This is a genomic window from Pseudomonas sp. rhizo25 (assembly GCF_031931935.1).
In the GTDB taxonomy this organism is placed as follows: Bacteria; Pseudomonadota; Gammaproteobacteria; order Pseudomonadales; family Pseudomonadaceae; genus Aquipseudomonas; species Aquipseudomonas synxantha.
The window spans coordinates 16,168-33,390 of record NZ_JAUJXA010000027.1 but is presented as its reverse complement, the minus strand read 5'-3'; the positions used below and the strand labels follow the sequence as shown (position 1 = coordinate 33,390).

Below are 17,223 nucleotides of genomic sequence, written 5' to 3'. Positions count from 1 at the left end.
CTTTTCGTCGACGGCGACGCGGGCAGCGGAGCCTTCCAGCTCGGCGAGGCCTTCGGCGACGTCGAGTTTGTCCAGGGCAGCCTTGGCGCGCACGATGGCGGCCGAATCACTGGCAGTGACGGCGCGGGCTTCGATGGCGGCGGCGGCGCCGGCACCATCGAGGCGGTCCATGTTGGCTTCGGTGGCGTGGCCGGCGTTGGCGCCTTTGGCGGCTACTTCGCCTTCTTCTTCTTTGTCGAATTCGTCCCAGCTCAGCATGACGTGTCGTCTCCTGCGTGAGGGCTCAAAGGTGTCCGTGTGAAACCGGATGGTTGGGTGTTCACACGGCCCAAAGGCCGCGGTGGATCTTAAGGAATCGTTTGTTGCAGCTAGCGCACGCATTAAACGGAATAGGGCTACGGGTGCTCTGCGTGAGGCTTGAGGGGCGCAGCAGTAGGTGCAAGCTCGCGCGGGATGCCTCAGGTCTGGCTCTTCATCCCTGTGTAAAGGGATATTGCAGGCCCGATTTACCCGCGCATTATAGGGAAAAATTTGGGTTTGTGTTGCGGCGGATGGTCACTTGGGCGGGCCAAAATGACGTGGTTTTCGGCCAGAGCGAGTGTTTGCAAGGCTTTGCTGGGGTTGGAAATTTTTGACGGGTGGTGAGGGGGTTTTTGTAGGGGGGAGGGCAGGGGCACAGGTAGGGCTTTATAAGGCGGGTATGACGGCTGACGTTATCGGGAGCAAGCCCCCTCCCACAGTTTGATCGCGGGGGTGTCAGGAATCGAGCCTTTGCCGCAAGAACGATTTCTTGCGGCGAATAAGCTTCCAACTTGAATCGCTGTTATCCGTTAGAGCAACCATTGCCCATCACGTGATAATTAAGAATATGCCGATGACCTTGTGAATCTTCATATTCCATCTTCACCGGTACAACTTCGCATACTTCCGGGATGTTGCTCATGGATAATACTTTGGCCACATCCAAGTGAGTGCTATAGGTGTAGTCCTCAACGATCGGTGCATTCTGGCCAGCCAGCTCAGTCGGGGCCTCGTCGGCCAGGGCGGCGGTGGCGCACAAGCTGCTGAGGGCCATAACTAATAGAGCTTTCATTTCTTTATTACCTTCTTCAGGGCGAAAGGGGTCACGGGGCCCTTGTGAGGCCGCGTGTGTAACTTAAAAGTTGGGAAGTTCGGATTAACGTGCCTTCGTGGGGGCTGTTACGTTGTTAATCACAGTGCCTTGGTTGGCGGAAGTGATTCTAAGCCTGCGGGTTATATTCATATACCCGTGCTTTTGATAAACACCTTTGACGGTTTTTGTAACAATCGGTCGATCAAAGTTTTTTCAGTCACCCGCAAAGCGCCACAGGCTGCGGGCCAGAGCGGTAAACCGGCATAGCAGGGCAATTTGTAGGGTCTTGTTACTACCATCGTCGAATGGTTCTATAGGCCCACCCCGGCTACAACAGGGGCCATACAACAACAACTATGTCACCGAGGTAAGAAAGATGAGTGCGGCTTCCCTGTACCCCGTTCGCCCCGAAGTAGCAGCCAACACGCTGACCGACGAGGCAACCTACAAGGCCATGTACCAGCAGTCGGTGGTCAACCCCGATGGCTTCTGGCGTGAGCAAGCCAAGCGCCTTGACTGGGTCAAGCCTTTCACCGCGGTGAAGCAGACCTCGTTCGACGACCACCATGTCGACATCAAATGGTTTGCCGATGGCACCCTGAACGTTTCCTACAATTGCCTGGACCGTCACCTCGCCGAACGTGGCGACCAGATCGCGATCATCTGGGAGGGCGATGACCCTGCCGAGAGCCGCAATATCACCTACCGCGAGTTGCATGAAGAAGTCTGCAAGTTTGCCAACGCCCTGCGTGGCCAGGATGTGCATCGCGGCGACGTGGTGACTATCTATATGCCGATGATCCCCGAAGCCGTGGTCGCCATGCTGGCCTGTACCCGCATCGGTGCGATCCATTCGGTGGTGTTCGGCGGTTTTTCCCCGGAAGCCTTGGCCGGTCGCATCATCGACTGTAAGTCGAAGGTGGTAATCACCGCTGACGAAGGTATTCGCGCCGGTAAGAAGATTCCGCTCAAGGCCAACGTCGACGACGCCCTGACCAACCCGGAAACCAGCAGCATCCAGAAGGTCATCGTGTGCAAGCGCACCAACGGTGCGATCAAGTGGAACCAGCATCGCGACATCTGGTACGAAGACCTGATGAAAGTGGCGGGCACCGTGTGCGCGCCCAAAGAGATGGGCGCAGAAGAAGCGCTGTTCATCCTCTATACCTCTGGCTCAACCGGCAAGCCTAAAGGCGTACAGCACACCACCGGCGGCTACTTGCTGTATGCAGCCCTGACCCACGAGCGTGTGTTCGACTACCGCCCAGGCGAAATCTACTGGTGCACCGCCGATGTCGGCTGGGTCACTGGCCACACCTATATCGTCTACGGCCCCCTGGCCAATGGCGCGACCACCCTGCTGTTCGAAGGCGTGCCGAACTATCCGGACATCACCCGGGTGGCGAAGATTGTCGACAAGCACAAGGTCAACATCCTCTACACCGCGCCGACCGCGATCCGCGCAATGATGGCTTCCGGTACCGCCGCCTGTGAGGGCGCCGACGGCAGCAGCCTGCGCCTGCTCGGTTCGGTGGGCGAGCCCATCAACCCGGAAGCCTGGGACTGGTACTACAAGAACGTCGGCCAATCCCGTTGCCCGATCGTCGACACCTGGTGGCAGACTGAAACCGGCGGCAACATGATGAGCCCGCTGCCGGGCGCCCATGCGCTCAAGCCGGGTTCTGCGGCACGCCCGTTCTTTGGCGTGGTGCCGGCATTGGTGGATAACCTGGGCAACCTGATCGAAGGCGCCGCCGAAGGCAATCTGGTGATCCTCGATTCGTGGCCGGGCCAGGCGCGTACGCTGTACGGCGACCACGACCGCTTCGTCGATACCTATTTCAAGACCTTCCGTGGCATGTACTTCACCGGTGACGGTGCCCGTCGTGACGAGGATGGTTACTACTGGATCACCGGGCGTGTGGATGACGTGTTGAACGTGTCCGGCCATCGCATGGGCACCGCCGAGATCGAAAGCGCCATGGTCGCTCACCCGAAAGTCGCCGAAGCGGCGGTGGTGGGTGTGCCCCATGACATCAAGGGGCAGGGCATCTATGTGTACGTCACTCTGATCGGCGGCGAGGAGCCGAGCGAGCAGTTGCGCCTGGAACTGAAGAACTGGGTGCGCAAGGAAATCGGCCCGATTGCTTCGCCGGATGTGATCCAGTGGGCGCCGGGCTTGCCGAAGACGCGTTCGGGGAAAATCATGCGGCGCATTCTGCGCAAGATCGCCACGGCGGAGTATGACGGGTTGGGGGATATCTCCACCCTGGCCGATCCAGGGGTGGTGGCGCATTTGATTGAAACGCACAAGACCATGAACGTCGCGTAAGGCGCAGTTGGTGGGACACAGCCCCATTCGGTGTGAGCCGAGTGGGGCTTTTTAATGAGATCTTCAAGCCCCCTCCCACATTTGAATGTATTCCATGTCGAGACTCGTTGGTGGTATGTCAGACCGCATAACCACCAAGCCAATAAATATCGGTTTTTCCTCTGGGACGTTTCAGAATGTTACCGCCAGGCGCAAATGTGTAACCCCCCGGCCAAACCTGAGGCATTGCGCCACGCCTGCGCTCCTAAAAACTGCGTTTTAGACACCCTGATAAATAAGATTAAACGCCACTCTTGCCGTGCTAGAAGGGTTTGCGAATAATAGGCCCGCAATTTGCAGCATCATCAGGTTTAATATCTTTTGTCTCTGCATAAAATCCAGAGGCTGTCAATGTGCTGGAACCGCTTTCTCAGTGCTTCTGTAAATTGTTGTCGCATTGAGGAAATATCGGCTTCCGGGCTGTCGTTAGAATGCCGATCACTCGCTCGTCGTCGCAGGTGTCGCCTGCGCAGGACGCAGCACCGCTATTCGGTTACACCTTCGCCGCATCGTGGGCCATGGCTCATACTGCTGTTTTTGCCCTATACCGATGGAGTCCCAAGATGAAGAAACTCGTGCTGTTGGGCGCCCTGGCGCTGTCCGTGCTGTCCATGCAGGCTTTCGCCGAAGGCAAGCCACTGAAAATTGGTATCGAAGCGGCTTACCCTCCGTTTGCCTCGAAGGCGCCGGATGGCAGCATCGTCGGTTTTGACTACGACATCGGCAACGCCCTGTGCGCAGAGATGAAGGTCAAGTGCACCTGGGTCGAGCAAGAGTTCGATGGCCTGATCCCAGCGCTGAAAGTGCGCAAGATCGACGCTATCCTGTCGTCCATGTCCATCACTGACGACCGCAAGAAATCCGTGGACTTCACCAACCGCTACTACCTGACCCCAGCGCGCCTGGCGATGAAGGAAGGCACCACGGTCAGCGACAGCCTGGATGAATTGAAAGGCAAGAAGATCGGCGTGCAGCGCGGTTCGATCCACGATCGTTTCGCCAAGGAAGTCCTGGCCCCCAAAGGCGCTACGGTCGTGCCTTATAGCTCGCAGAACGAAATCTACCTGGACGTGGAAGCCGGTCGTCTCGACGGCACCGTGGCTGACGCTACCCTGCTGCAGGACGGTTTCCTGAAAACCCCGGCCGGCAAAGGCTACGCGTTCGTGGGCCCACAGTTCACCGACGCCAAATACTTCGGCGACGGCATTGGTATCGCAGTGCGCAAAGGCGACAAGGAAAACCTTGACCGCATCAACGCAGCGATTGCCGCGATTCGTGCCAACGGCGAATACAAGAAAATCCAGGACAAGTACTTCGACTTCGATATCTACGGCGCTGATGCCAAGTAAATAGTCGCAGCTGTCTGTCCGAAATGGCGCAAGCAACAGTCATCCTGAAGTTTGCGCCATTTTTTCATCCCCCTTTTCGAGGACCTGAATCATGTTGAAAGGCTACGGGGCCGTTATCCTCGATGGCGCATGGTTGACGCTTCAGCTCGCCTTGTCGTCCATGGCCTTGGCCATTGTTCTGGGTCTGATCGGGGTCGCGTTACGCCTGTCGCCGGTGCGCTGGTTGGCTTGGCTGGGTGACCTGTACTCCACGGTGATCCGCGGGATCCCCGACCTGGTGCTGATCCTGCTGATTTTCTACGGCGGTCAGGACTTGCTTAACCGCGTCGCGCCGTTGCTCGGCTATGACGACTATATCGACTTGAACCCCTTGGCCGCCGGTATCGGCACCCTGGGTTTCATCTTTGGCGCCTACCTCTCGGAAACCTTCCGCGGCGCCTTCATGGCCATTCCCAAGGGCCAGGCCGAGGCAGGCCTTGCGTATGGCATGAGCAGTTTCCAGGTGTTCTTCCGGGTGATGGTGCCGCAGATGATCCGGCTGGCGATCCCCGGTTTCACCAACAACTGGCTGGTCCTGACTAAGGCCACCGCGCTGATTTCGGTGGTGGGCCTGCAAGACATGATGTTCAAGGCCAAGCAGGCGGCCGATGCCACCCGCGAGCCTTTTACCTTCTTCCTCGCAGTGGCGGCGATGTACCTGGTGATCACCAGCGTGTCGTTGCTGGCCTTGCGTCATCTTGAGAAGCGCTACTCGGTAGGCGTAAGGGCGGCTGATCTATGATCTTCGACTACAACGTCATCTGGGAGGCCATGCCGCTGTACGTTGGCGGCTTGCTGACCACCCTGAAACTGCTCGCCATCTCGCTGTTCTTCGGTTTGCTTGCGGCCTTGCCCCTGGGCCTGATGCGCGTGTCCAAGCAGCCGATCGTCAACGGCGCGGCCTGGCTCTACACCTACGTGATCCGTGGCACGCCGATGCTGGTGCAGCTGTTTTTGATCTACTACGGCCTGGCGCAGTTCGAAACAGTACGCGAGAGCTTCCTGTGGCCGCTGCTGTCCAGCGCGACCTTCTGCGCGTGTCTGGCCTTTGCGATCAACACCAGCGCCTACACCGCCGAGATCATTGCCGGCAGCCTAAAGGCCACGCCTAACGGTGAGATCGAAGCGGCCAAGGCCATGGGCATGTCGCGCTACAAGCTGTATCGCCGCATCCTGTTGCCGTCGGCCCTGCGTCGCGCCCTGCCGCAATACAGCAACGAAGTGATCATGATGTTGCAGACCACCAGCCTGGCCTCCATCGTGACCTTGATCGACATCACTGGCGCCGCGCGCACGGTGAACGCGCAGTACTATCTGCCGTTCGAAGCCTATATCACCGCTGGTGTGTTCTACCTGTGCCTGACCTTTATTCTGGTGCGCCTGTTCAAGTTGGCCGAGCGCCGCTGGCTGAGCTACCTGGCTCCACGGAAGCACTGATATGGAACGTATCGATCATCTGTTGCCCTGGGGGCATCTGGGCTGCGAGCGCCAGCTGAGCGTGTTCCGCTTCGGCAGCGGCGAGCGCAAGGCCTATATCCAGGCCAGCCTGCACGCCGATGAATTGCCCGGCATGCGCGCCGCCTGGGAGCTGAAAAAACGCCTTGGCGAACTCGAGCGCCAGGATGCCCTCAATGGCGTGATCGAGCTGGTGCCGGTCGCCAATCCCATGGGCCTGGGCCAGTTGCTGCAAGGCAGTCACCAGGGGCGTTTCGAGGTCGGCAGCGGCAAGAATTTCAACCGTGATTTTGTCGAGTTGAGCGAGCCCGTTGCGGCCTTGCTCGACGGCAAACTGGGGGATGATCCCCACGCCAACGTACGCATGATCCGCCAGGCCATGAGCGATACGCTCAGCGCCTTGCCCGAACCGAGCAGCCAGTTGCAAGGCATGCAGCGCATCCTGCTCAGCCACGCCTGTACCGCCGACATAGTGCTCGACCTGCATTGCGATGCCGAAGCCGCGCTGCACATGTACGCATTGCCCCAGCACTGGCCGCAGTGGCGCTCGTTGTCGGCACATTTGAATGTAAAGGTCGGCCTGTTGGCGGAAGACTCCGGTGGCAGCTCGTTTGATGAGGCGTGCTCGTTGCCTTGGCTGCGTTTGTCCCGGGCGTTCCCCGAAGCGCAGATTCCGTTGGCGTGCCTGGCCACGACCTTGGAACTGGGCGGCCAGGCCGACACCGGCCGCGATGAGGCCATCTTCCACGCCGAAGGCATCCTGGCGTTCCTCGCCGAACAGGGCCTGATCAAGGGTGAGTGGCCTGCGCCGCAACACGAACCCTGTGAGGGCGTGCCCTTCGAAGGCACCGAATTGCTCTTTGCACCCCACGCCGGGGTGATCAGCTACCTGCGTAAGGCCGGTGACTGGGTGGAAAGCGGCGAGCCGATTTTTGAAGTGATTGACCCCCTGGAAGACCGCGTAAGCATCATTTGCGCGAGCACCTCAGGGGTATTGTTTGCCGTTGAACGGCTGCGTTATGCCCAAGCGGGTTTCTGGCTGGCCAAGGTGGCGGGGCGCGAAGCGCTGCGTCACGGGCGCTTGCTCAACGACTGACCACCTGTTTTTGTGAGAACCGACCGCATGTACAAACTTGAAGTCCAAGACCTGCATAAACGCTATGGCAGTCATGAAGTGCTCAAAGGTGTGTCCCTGGCCGCCGCGGCCGGTGATGTGATCAGCATCATCGGCTCCAGTGGCTCGGGCAAAAGTACCTTTTTGCGCTGCATCAACCTGCTGGAGCAGCCCCATGCCGGCAAGATTCTGCTCAATAACGAAGAGCTGAAACTGGTGGCTAATAAGGACGGCGCGATGAAGGCGGCCGACCCCAAGCAACTGCAACGCATGCGTTCGCGCCTGTCCATGGTGTTCCAGCATTTCAACCTGTGGTCGCACATGACCGCGCTTGAAAACGTGATGGAAGCGCCTGTGCATGTGCTTGGCATGTCGAAGAAAGACGCCCGCGAAAAGGCCGAGCACTACTTGGCCAAGGTCGGGGTGGGCCATCGCAAGGATGCGTTCCCTGGGCATATGTCCGGCGGCGAGCAACAGCGCGTGGCGATCGCCCGTGCCCTGGCGATGGAGCCGGAGGTGATGCTGTTCGATGAGCCCACTTCGGCGCTGGACCCTGAGTTGGTGGGCGAAGTGCTCAAGGTCATGCAGGACCTGGCCCAGGAAGGCCGCACCATGGTGGTGGTGACCCATGAGATGGGCTTTGCCCGTGAAGTGTCGAACCAGCTGGTGTTCTTGCATAAAGGCATTGTTGAAGAGCGCGGCAACCCGCGGGAAGTACTGGTGAACCCGCAGTCCGAGCGTTTGCAGCAGTTCCTCTCCGGCAGCTTGAAATAATCAAGACTGCCACTCAACCCTGTAGGAGCGAGCTTGCTCGCGAAGATCGTCAACGATAACGCGGGAAGCCTGATACCCGGCGGCGTTCTAAGGTTTTTCGCGAGCAAGCTCGCTCCTACAGGAGAGCAGGTCGTCATTGTTTTTGAGATTTGTGTTGGTTTACGGGCTAGCATTGCCCCACGCTTCTTTCACTGTTTTCGCTTCGGATAGCACTCCATGACCGCCCACAAAATTGGTTTCCTGATTTGGCCCAGCACAAAAGCACTCACGCTTGCGCTGGCTGAGGAGGCCTTGCGCGTCGCCCAGCGGGTGCATCCGGACGTGGTCTACGAGCTGTCTTTTTTGCTCGCCGAGCCGGCTACCCCGGGTGCCTGGCAACTGCCCGGCGAGGCATGGGCCGGTAAGCTCGAAGGTTTCCAGAAGCTGTTCCTGCTGGCGGACGAACCCCCCACCGTCATTGCGTCCCAGCTCAGCACTGCACTCAAGCAGCTGGTCCGGGCCGGGTGTGTGATCGGTGGTTTGTCGGCCGGTGTCTACCCGCTGGCCCAGCTGGGGTTGCTCGACGGCTACCGCGCCGCCGTGCACTGGCGCTGGCAGGACGATTTTGCCGAGCGCTTCCCCAAGGTCATCGCTACCAGCCATCTGTTCGACTGGGACCGTGATCGCCTGACCGCCTGCGGTGGCATGTCGGTACTCGACCTGCTGCTTGCGGTGCTGGCCCGTGACCACGGCGCCGAGCTGGCCGGTGCGGTGTCGGAAGAACTGGTGGTGGAGCGTATCCGCGAGGGCGGTGAGCGCCAGCGCATCCCGCTGCAAAACCGCCTGGGCTCCAGCCACCCGAAGCTGACCCAGGCGGTGCTGCTGATGGAGGCGAATATCGAAGAACCGTTGACCACCGACGAAATCGCCCAGCACGTATGCGTGTCACGACGACAACTTGAGCGAATCTTCAAGCAATACCTCAATCGCGTCCCCAGCCAGTACTACCTGGAACTACGCCTGAACAAGGCCCGCCAGATGCTCATGCAAACCAGCAAGTCGATCATCCAGATCGGCCTATCCTGCGGCTTCTCCTCCGGCCCGCACTTCTCCAGCGCCTATCGCAACTTCTTCGGCGCCACCCCGCGTGAAGATCGTAACCAGCGGCGCAGCAGCAGCCCCTTCGAGTTGTCCTCGGTGCCTTCCGAACGCGGTTGATCACTCCTCCATTGGCGGCGGCGGTTCTACCACCAGGGGGACGCCTTGCTCATCCACTGTCGCCTCAGCTACGTGAAAATCATTGTCGGCGCGTACGTAGTACTGGCGCAAATGGTCCAGGCTCTGGGGTGACAAGGGGTTGCCGCTGAAATCACATTCGTCGCTATAGGGCGTTGTGGACTCCAGCAGTGCCGCCGGAATGTCGCTGATCAGGTTATTGCTCAGGTCTATCGTATACAGCTCGGGGAGTTGGAACAGCCCTCGGGGAACTTCGTTGATCTGGGTGTTACCCAGGTAAAGTGCGCCCAAATGGTTCAGGGCACTGACATCCGGCGTGACTACCAACCGGTTGTTTCTCAGGCTCAGGAACTCAAGATTGGGCGCGTTGCCCAGTACATCCGTGTCCGCCGGCGTCAGGGTGATCTCGCAGTTCTCCAGGCTCAGGGTCGTGAGGTTGGGCATTTGGGCGATGGCGTCGGGGATCTTGCCCAGGGTGCACCGGCTGAGTATCAGGGTCTGCAGTTTGGGGAAGCAGCGCAGGGTCCCCTCGACACCATTGGTGAGGCCGTTGCCGATGAGTTCCAGGGAGGTCACATGATCAAACCTGGCGTGCAGTTGCGGCAACGGGCCCATGGTGGTGGTCTCGATCACCACTGAATGGGTGAATTGATCATCCAGGTTTTCCTCGTCCTGCTCGCTTTCGCGGCGCCAGGCATCTTCCAGCGAGCTTTTGAAGCGCTGGCGTGCCAGTTGCTCTTCGGCGGCGGTTTGTTCATCGAGGTTAATGTCGAGGACCGGGTGGCGAGCCGGTATGTCCAGGGACCACTGCTGCAGGTCGGTGCCCAGTTGCGCATACTCAGCCTCCAGGCGAGTCAGGGTCGGGGCAATGTCGGCCATGGTGCCGGGCAGGCGAAAGAGAAAATGATCGGCTTCGGCATCCAGAAAGGTCGGGTAAAGCTGTATGGCCCTGGTGCGTTCTGCGCTGGGCGCCTGGGCTGTGAATGACTCATTGTAGTTCTGGGCATAACGCTTGATCTGTTCCAGGGCTGCAGGTTCCAGCGGGTTGCCGGACAGGTCAAAACCATGTGCGATATCGGGCGTCAGGCTGAACAGCCCCTGGGGTAACTCGGTGATACGGTTGTCGTTCAGCCATACGGCTTTTAGAAGGGGGCGGCTCAGCAGGCCATTGGGCAGACGCTCGATCTGTGTGTCCGACAGGTCGAGCAGCGTCAGGTCGGGCATGCCCTCGACATCCGGTATCAACCCCAGGGGGTTGCGGTGCAGGTCCAGGGAGTTCAAGCCATTCATCGCGTTCAAATGCGCCAGGCTTTGCTCGTTCAGGGTAATGTTGCAGTCGCTCAGGGTCAGGCTGTTGAGCCTGTGCATCGCGCGGATCGGGGAGGGCAGATCGCCCAGCGGGATATTGCGCAGCTCCAGGCGGCGCAGCCAGGGAAAACCGCGCAAGAAGCCTTCGACACCTTCTAGGCTTCTGCCTCCCGCCAGCGACAGCAGTGACACATGACGAAGGGCTGTGCTCAGCTCGGGCAGGTTGGTCAACTCCGGGGCGTGAAGCCTTAGGGTAAAACCGTCCAGTTCGCTGTTCATGAAGTATTCATCCCGCTCGGTTTCCCGGCGCCAGCATTGTTCGATCTGGTCGGTAACCAGCCGGCGCGTTTGCGTTTCATAAAAGCGTTGCTCGGCAGGCATTTGCGCTGGGATGGCTGCCTGCCAGGCCTGCAGGGTGTCACGCAGTACCTGGCGCTCTGCGCGCAGCAGGGCGAGCTGGTTGGGCGCGCCGCCTGGCAGTGTTTGCATATGTTCAAGCACAGCCTGCATCTGCCCCTCATCGAGCCCGGGAAACAGTTCACCCAATTGCTCGCTGGCTGTGGGCAACCTGCCGCCCAGCTCGGGTTGGGCGCGATAGCCGTCCATACCGCCCAGCAACTTCATGGTCTGCGGATCATAGAAGGGTTTGCGCACGGGATCGGCGGTAAGCAGATCGCGTAGCGTGTCACGCATGATGGGATGGTGTAGCAGATGCTGGCGCAGTTGCGCGCTTGAATCCACTTGGATGGCGTTGCGTTGTGCCTCCGGCAGGGCGCTCAGGATCGCGGAGTACAGGTCGGACGCGGGGGCCAGCGCGTCGCTGTCGACGTAGGGCGTGTATCGGCCATTCTCGTTGCGCACCAGGGTGCGCACCTGCGACGCCTCGGGGGGGCCGATCCGGTCACGCACCGCGCCATCGACGCTGTAGTCGCGCACCTCCAGGCGCAGTGACTGCAACCAGCCTGGCAGCTTGGTTAACGAATGCAAGGCCAGGCGCTCGCTGTCCCAGGTTGGTGTGCCGAAGTGCATGGCTTCAAAGGCACGGCACACGCGCACTTCGGCCTGCGCGCTGCGGGCCAGTAGCCGCAGGCGCAATGGCGTGTGCTGGCTGCCCAGCGCTTGCAGTTCCTCGACCGTGGCGCGGTCCAGCAGGGCTTGCGCAACCTTGGCGGGCAGCCCAGGCGCGGCATCGATCAGGCGTTGGGCGCGTGGATTATGGGTGGCTTGCAGGGTGCCATAGTGGGACTCGAATAACCCCGCGCGTTTTTCCTCGGCAGTGGCCGCGAGTTTCCTGCGCAGATGGCTGGCGCGGGCCTCCAGACTCAGGCGCGTATCGCCAACACTGGCACCATAGGCCTCGGCGGCTTCCTCGGCGGGCAACAGGTTGAGGATGGCCTTGAGCAGGTCACCGTTGTTCAGCTGGCTTTCGGGGATCTGGATGACGGGCAGTTGCTCGTCGCCAAAAGCCCAGGCGGTGTTGCCTTGGCCATCGATAAATTGCAGGCAGCGGGTCTGCGGCCAATCGCCGTAGCTGGTGAGCAATTGCAGGATCGCTTGCGGGTCGACACGGCTGTACTGCGCGGGGTCATCGCTGGCAAGCCTTGCGATCAGGCTTTGAATCTCTCGGTCGACCCGCAGCCGGTCAAGGGTATCGATCAGCAGTGCCGGGGGCGCCTCGCCGTTGACATGCATTTTGCGCAGCACGTCCGGGTCCACGCCACTGATGTTCAGCGCCAGCGCCTGGTCGGCTTCGCTGAGCCCCTCCACAGGGTGCCCCAGGCGTTGCAACAGTGTTTTTCGGTCCCACTGCAAGGGGTTTTCCAGCTCTGTGTGCCAGGCGCCGTGGCCGTTGTGGCGTACCCGTGGGCGATAGGCATCGGGGCGGGACGGGTGTTGCAGGTACAGCGTGGAAGACACCGGGTCTTCTTCCACTGCGTAGGTTTTGCCATCCAGCGTCAGCAGGTTCTTGCGCTGGTAGGGGTACAGGCCGGTCGGCTCGCGATAAGTGCCAGGCGGCACGCTGGTGGCGTGCTCGTAGGCGCCGAGGTCGGGTTTCCAGTAGCGGGTCTGGCCCTTGGGCAGTTTTACCGGCTTGAAGCGGTCAATGAAGTCGATAACGTTCTGTGGCAGCGCCTTGCGAAACTGGGCGATGGCGATCTCACCGCCCACGGCAAAGGCGCCCAATTGCACCAGTGCCTCGACCACTCCCAACAGGTGCCCCGCAGCCTCGGTGCCCAAGCCTTCGGCCCAGTCGATGACGCCTTCGAATACCTCATCCAGCAGTTGATAAACCATGTAGCCCATCATCAACTCACCGGCGAAGGGTACGAAAGGGGCGATGATCAACGCGGCCGCGTTCAGGATCGACGACGCGATATTCACGAATGAATCCCACAGCGCCCAGCGTGCCTTGCGATCAGCGCTTGCCGTGGCGACGGCGGTGCTGCGTGCGTCGTTGAGTATTTGGTTGAGCTTGCGTTGGTACTGGTGCTGCCATAGGTCATGGCCGCCGGGGGTGGCGACAAAACGCACGCGAGGGTTGTCGGTCGGGGTCTGGCGCCAGCTTGGCTGGTTGCTGCCGGCCTCATGCGGGTGCCAGGTGACCTGGCCGAGCAACTGGCTGAGGTTGGCGAAGAAATACCCGCGTTGCTCATGAGGCACAAACCGGCTGAAAAAGCGTTGGTACTGTTCATCGCGCAGTTGGCGCACCAGTTCTTTTTGCATTGCCTGGGACGAGGGGTATTGCTTGATCGGGTGCTCGGGGTCACCCGGCACATAGGCCACCAGTGGCGTCGCGGTGCGGGCATGCTCCAGGTCGGGGGCGAAGACGATGATGCCGGGCAGGTCGGCATCCATCAGTTTCAAATCGTGATAGCGCACGAGTTGCCCGTGCAAGCGCAGCCCGGTGACGCCGTCGAGCAGGCCTTGGATCAAGCGCTGGTAGCCGGGCTGGATGTCACCTGAGATCAGCGCCCAATGCAGGGCGGCTTGCAGTTCGGCTTTCTGGCTGCGTTCAACTTTCAAGCGCAAGACGGCCTCAGCCACCGGTTCGTTCAGGCCCAGTTGCTCTTGCAGGTACATCTCGTACAGGGCGCCGATGTCGAGATCGCGGCACAGCTGGATAAAGGCACTGATAGGGAGCACGCGCTTGACCGCCGGTAAGGTGTTGAATTGGCCCCTGGCGTCGGGGCGGGTGATGAAGGTCGACTCGGCTTCGTGGGCATCGGCCTGGGTTTCCTTGTGTTCGAAGTTGTGCAGCGCGGCTTCCAGCAGGGACACGGTCCAGGTGCGGGCGGCCCCTGAACGGATTGGAAAGCCGGGAATGGTTTGTGGGATATACAGGCGCAGAAACGTTTGCCGCACATCCAGTTCCAGGCCGAATTGGGTCTTGAGGGCCAGGGTGAGGATCGGGTCGGCAAAGTCCTCGGCGCTCAACAGGCCGGCCAAGGCTTTTTCGACGGTGTTTTGCGCCTCCCAGTGGGCGATGGCCAGCCGCTTGAATTCGCCCTTGCTGGCCGGGGAGGCATCGCGCAAGGCTGGCGGCACGCTGGGCGGCAACTGGCCCAGCGCCTCGCGACGACGCAGAGAGGTTTCGCCCAGCCAGCGAGGAATCGCGTTTTTCAGCGGCTCATAGTGACTGTCGGGTTGGAACGAGGGACTGGTGTGCGATGTGTGTTCTGCAGAGTCAGGCATGGTGCCAATCCTTGAGCGTGGTAAAGCTCCAGTAAATCGATGCACGAGGCGGCGCAGGGACTACTGGGTTATTGCAAGGAGTGCGGCGTGATCCGTTTCGGGGCGTCCTGCCGAAACAGGCTGTGCTGGTTTACACTGCGCCATTGCGACGCAATATGTCGCATTGCCGTAAACCCGCGTAAAACCGGGGTTGGCGCTATAAGAAGTTGTCGCTTGGCGGCAAGGTGGCGCTGAAAACTGTCCTTACAATCCCTGCATCGCCCGCCAGTTCCAGGCAGGCGTTCCTCTTCAGGAGACTCCGATGTCCGTTGAGCAAGCCCCGGTGCAACGTGCCGATTTCGACCAGGTCATGGTGCCCAACTATGCACCTGCCGCCTTCATTCCCGTGCGTGGCGCAGGTTCGCGTGTTTGGGACCAGGCCGGTCGCGAGCTGATCGACTTTGCCGGCGGCATCGCGGTTAACGTATTGGGCCACGCCCACCCGGCGCTGGTCGGTGCACTGACCGAGCAGGCCAACAAGCTGTGGCATGTGTCCAACGTGTTTACCAATGAGCCGGCCCTGCGCCTGGCCCATAAGCTGATCGATGCCACCTTTGCCGAGCGTGTGTTCTTCTGCAACTCCGGCGCCGAGGCCAATGAGGCCGCGTTCAAGCTTGCCCGTCGAGTGGCGTTCGATCGTTTCGGCACTGAAAAGTACGAGATCATTGCCGCGCTGAACAGTTTCCACGGCCGTACCCTGTTCACCGTGAACGTCGGCGGTCAGTCGAAGTACTCTGACGGTTTCGGGCCTAAAATTACCGGGATCACCCACGTTCCTTATAACGACCTGGCCGCATTGAAAGCCGCGGTGTCGGACAAGACCTGCGCCGTGGTGCTGGAACCGATCCAGGGTGAAGGCGGTGTGCTGCCGGCTGAACTGGCTTACCTGCAAGGTGCCCGTGAGCTGTGCGACGCCAACAACGCGCTGCTGGTATTCGACGAAGTGCAAACCGGCATGGGCCGCAGCGGCCACCTGTTCGCCTATCAGCACTATGGCGTGGTGCCGGACATCCTCACCAGCGCCAAGAGCCTGGGCGGCGGGTTCCCGATTGCAGCCATGCTCACCCGTGAAGACCTGGCCAAGCACCTGGTGGTCGGCACCCACGGCACCACCTACGGCGGCAACCCGCTGGCATGCGCGGTGGCCGAAGCGGTGATCGACGTGATCAACACCCCCGAGGTGCTGGCTGGCGTCAACGCCAAGCACGACCTGTTCAAGGCGCGCCTGGAGCAGATCGGCAAGCAGTACGGCATCTTCACCGAAGTGCGCGGCATGGGCCTGCTGATCGGTTGTGTACTCAGCGATGCGTTCAAGGGCAAGGCCAAGGACGTGTTCAACGCCGCCGAGAAAGAAAACCTGATGATCCTGCAAGCCGGCCCGGACGTGGTGCGTTTTGCGCCGAGCCTGGTGGTCGAAGAGGCGGACATCAACGAAGGTCTGGATCGTTTTGAGCGTGCTGTAAAAACTTTGACGCACGCCTGATTGGCTTGATCGGGTCAAATGTGGGAGGGGGCTTGCTCCCGATAGCGGTGGATCAGTCACTTGATTCATCAACTGACACACTGCTATCGGGAGCAAGCCCCCTCCCACATTGGAATTAGCCCTACATGGGGATAGGTGTTGTCTTCAGGCCTGTCCGGTATTTTTTTTCTATGAGTTTTTCGAGTTAAGGAGTGACACCATGCTGGTGATGCGCCCCGCGCAAATGGCTGACCTGGGCGAGGTACAGCGTCTGGCTGCGGACAGCCCGATTGGTGTCACCTCCTTGCCGGATGATGTGGAACGCTTGAGCGACAAGATCGCCGCCAGCGAAGCCTCCTTCGCGGCCGAGGTAAGCTTCAACGGTGAAGAGAGTTATTTCTTCGTGCTTGAAGATACCGAGACCGGCAAGCTCGCCGGCTGTTCGGCGATCGTCGCCTCGGCCGGTTACTCCGAGCCGTTCTACAGTTTCCGTAACGAAACCTTCGTGCACGCCTCCCGCGAGCTGAAGATCCACAACAAGATCCACGTGCTTTCCCAATGTCACGACCTCACCGGCAACAGCCTGCTCACCAGTTTTTATGTGGTGCCTGAACTGGTCGGTTCGCCGTGGTCGGAACTCAATTCCCGTGGCCGCTTGTTGTTTGTCGCCAGCCATCCCGAGCGCTTTGCTGACTCGGTGGTGACCGAGATTGTCGGCTACAGCGACGAGAACGGTGATTCGCCGTTCTGGGACGCCATCGGCCGCAACTTCTTCGACCTCAACTACGCCGCGGCCGAGCGCCTGTGCGGGCTGAAAAGCCGTACCTTCCTCGCCGAACTGATGCCCCATTACCCGATCTACGTACCGCTGCTGCCGGACGCAGCGCAGGAAGCCATGGGCCAGGTGCACCCGCGTGCACAGATCACCTTCGATATTCTTATGCGTGAAGGCTTCGAGACCGACCACTACATCGACATCTTCGATGGGGGCCCGACCTTGCACGCAAAGGTTTCGGGCATTCGCTCGATTGCCCAGAGCCGCGTGGTGCCGGTGAAAGTCGGCGAGATGACCAAGGGTGTCGGGCGCCAGTACCTGGTGAGCAATGCGCAGTTGCAGGATTACCGTGCGGTGATGCTGGAACTGGACTATGCGCCGGGCAAACCGGTGATCCTGGACCTGGCAGCAGCCGAAGCCCTGGGCGTCGGCGAAGGCGCGAGTGTGCGTCTGGTTGCAGTTTAAGCGCCGGTATAAACAGAGTTTCGCGGGTGGCTGCAAAGCGACCCGTTCGA

The 17,223-nt window shown here is 60.3% G+C and carries 11 protein-coding genes and 1 pseudogene; 9 read left to right on the top strand and 3 right to left on the bottom strand.

Going from position 1 to position 17,223, the window contains the following annotated elements:
- Both QZR30_RS27295 and QZR30_RS27290 read right to left on the bottom strand, forming a co-directional pair.
- A pseudogene (locus QZR30_RS27295) lies at positions 1-258 on the bottom strand (ribonucleotide-diphosphate reductase subunit beta); the annotation flags it as partial.
- A 565-nt stretch (positions 259-823) separates the two neighbouring features.
- Entirely contained in the window at positions 824-1,093 is a 270-nt protein-coding gene (locus QZR30_RS27290; protein ID WP_068967614.1) for a DUF2790 domain-containing protein, read from the bottom strand.
- Between the two features lie 397 nt (positions 1,094-1,490).
- On the opposite strand from QZR30_RS27290, the gene acs reads away from it, so the two are divergent.
- From acs to argR, 7 genes are all read left to right on the top strand, one after another.
- Complete coding sequence (gene acs, locus QZR30_RS27285) at positions 1,491-3,446, top strand: acetate--CoA ligase (protein WP_043050340.1); 1,956 nt, start codon at positions 1,491-1,493, stop codon at positions 3,444-3,446.
- A 602-nt stretch (positions 3,447-4,048) separates the two neighbouring features.
- Positions 4,049-4,834 (top strand): ABC transporter substrate-binding protein, encoded by a 786-nt coding sequence (locus QZR30_RS27280; RefSeq protein ID WP_046069193.1) that lies wholly within the window; start codon positions 4,049-4,051, stop codon positions 4,832-4,834.
- 91 nt (positions 4,835-4,925) lie between these two features.
- On the top strand, positions 4,926-5,615 hold the full coding sequence (locus QZR30_RS27275) for an ABC transporter permease (protein ID WP_024077013.1): 690 nt from the start codon (positions 4,926-4,928) through the stop codon (positions 5,613-5,615).
- Positions 5,612-6,310: an ABC transporter permease gene (locus tag QZR30_RS27270; RefSeq protein WP_046069192.1), complete on the top strand. Its 699-nt coding sequence runs from the start codon at positions 5,612-5,614 to the stop codon at positions 6,308-6,310. Before QZR30_RS27275 ends, QZR30_RS27270 begins: the two co-directional genes overlap by 4 nt.
- Before the next feature lies 1 nt (position 6,311).
- Entirely contained in the window at positions 6,312-7,424 is a 1,113-nt protein-coding gene (locus QZR30_RS27265) for a succinylglutamate desuccinylase/aspartoacylase family protein (RefSeq protein ID WP_311904701.1), read from the top strand.
- A 27-nt stretch (positions 7,425-7,451) separates the two neighbouring features.
- Entirely contained in the window at positions 7,452-8,216 is a 765-nt protein-coding gene (locus tag QZR30_RS27260; protein WP_003214336.1) for an ABC transporter ATP-binding protein, read from the top strand.
- Between the two features lie 216 nt (positions 8,217-8,432).
- Complete coding sequence (gene argR, locus QZR30_RS27250; protein WP_046069189.1) at positions 8,433-9,413, top strand: transcriptional regulator ArgR; 981 nt, start codon at positions 8,433-8,435, stop codon at positions 9,411-9,413.
- On the opposite strand, the gene QZR30_RS27245 is transcribed toward argR, so the two are convergent.
- Entirely contained in the window at positions 9,414-14,432 is a 5,019-nt protein-coding gene (locus QZR30_RS27245; RefSeq protein ID WP_311904699.1) for a leucine-rich repeat domain-containing protein, read from the bottom strand.
- A 301-nt stretch (positions 14,433-14,733) separates the two neighbouring features.
- Here QZR30_RS27245 and QZR30_RS27240 point away from each other — a divergent pair, with 301 nt between their 5' ends.
- Together QZR30_RS27240 and aruF are read left to right on the top strand one after the other, a co-directional pair.
- Positions 14,734-15,954: an aspartate aminotransferase family protein gene (locus QZR30_RS27240; RefSeq protein WP_056846856.1), complete on the top strand. Its 1,221-nt coding sequence runs from the start codon at positions 14,734-14,736 to the stop codon at positions 15,952-15,954.
- A 199-nt stretch (positions 15,955-16,153) separates the two neighbouring features.
- Positions 16,154-17,173, top strand: a complete 1,020-nt coding sequence (gene aruF, locus QZR30_RS27235; RefSeq protein ID WP_046069186.1) for an arginine/ornithine succinyltransferase subunit alpha — start codon at positions 16,154-16,156, stop codon at positions 17,171-17,173.
- Positions 17,174-17,223: the final 50 nt, after the last annotated feature.

Bases quoted from the DNA above. Each gene is read 5' to 3' on its own strand.
- QZR30_RS27260 (WP_003214336.1), top strand. From the start codon at position 7,452: ATGTACAAACTTGAAGTCCAAGACCTGCATAAACGCTATGGCAGTCAT.
- argR (WP_046069189.1), top strand. From the start codon at position 8,433: ATGACCGCCCACAAAATTGGTTTCCTGATTTGGCCCAGCACAAAAGCA.
- QZR30_RS27245 (WP_311904699.1), bottom strand. From the start codon at position 14,432: ATGCCTGACTCTGCAGAACACACATCGCACACCAGTCCCTCGTTCCAA.
- QZR30_RS27290 (WP_068967614.1), bottom strand. From the start codon at position 1,093: ATGAAAGCTCTATTAGTTATGGCCCTCAGCAGCTTGTGCGCCACCGCC.
- aruF (WP_046069186.1), top strand. From the start codon at position 16,154: ATGCTGGTGATGCGCCCCGCGCAAATGGCTGACCTGGGCGAGGTACAG.
- QZR30_RS27240 (WP_056846856.1), top strand. From the start codon at position 14,734: ATGTCCGTTGAGCAAGCCCCGGTGCAACGTGCCGATTTCGACCAGGTC.
- QZR30_RS27265 (WP_311904701.1), top strand. From the start codon at position 6,312: ATGGAACGTATCGATCATCTGTTGCCCTGGGGGCATCTGGGCTGCGAG.
- QZR30_RS27280 (WP_046069193.1), top strand. From the start codon at position 4,049: ATGAAGAAACTCGTGCTGTTGGGCGCCCTGGCGCTGTCCGTGCTGTCC.
- QZR30_RS27270 (WP_046069192.1), top strand. From the start codon at position 5,612: ATGATCTTCGACTACAACGTCATCTGGGAGGCCATGCCGCTGTACGTT.
- acs (WP_043050340.1), top strand. From the start codon at position 1,491: ATGAGTGCGGCTTCCCTGTACCCCGTTCGCCCCGAAGTAGCAGCCAAC.
- QZR30_RS27275 (WP_024077013.1), top strand. From the start codon at position 4,926: ATGTTGAAAGGCTACGGGGCCGTTATCCTCGATGGCGCATGGTTGACG.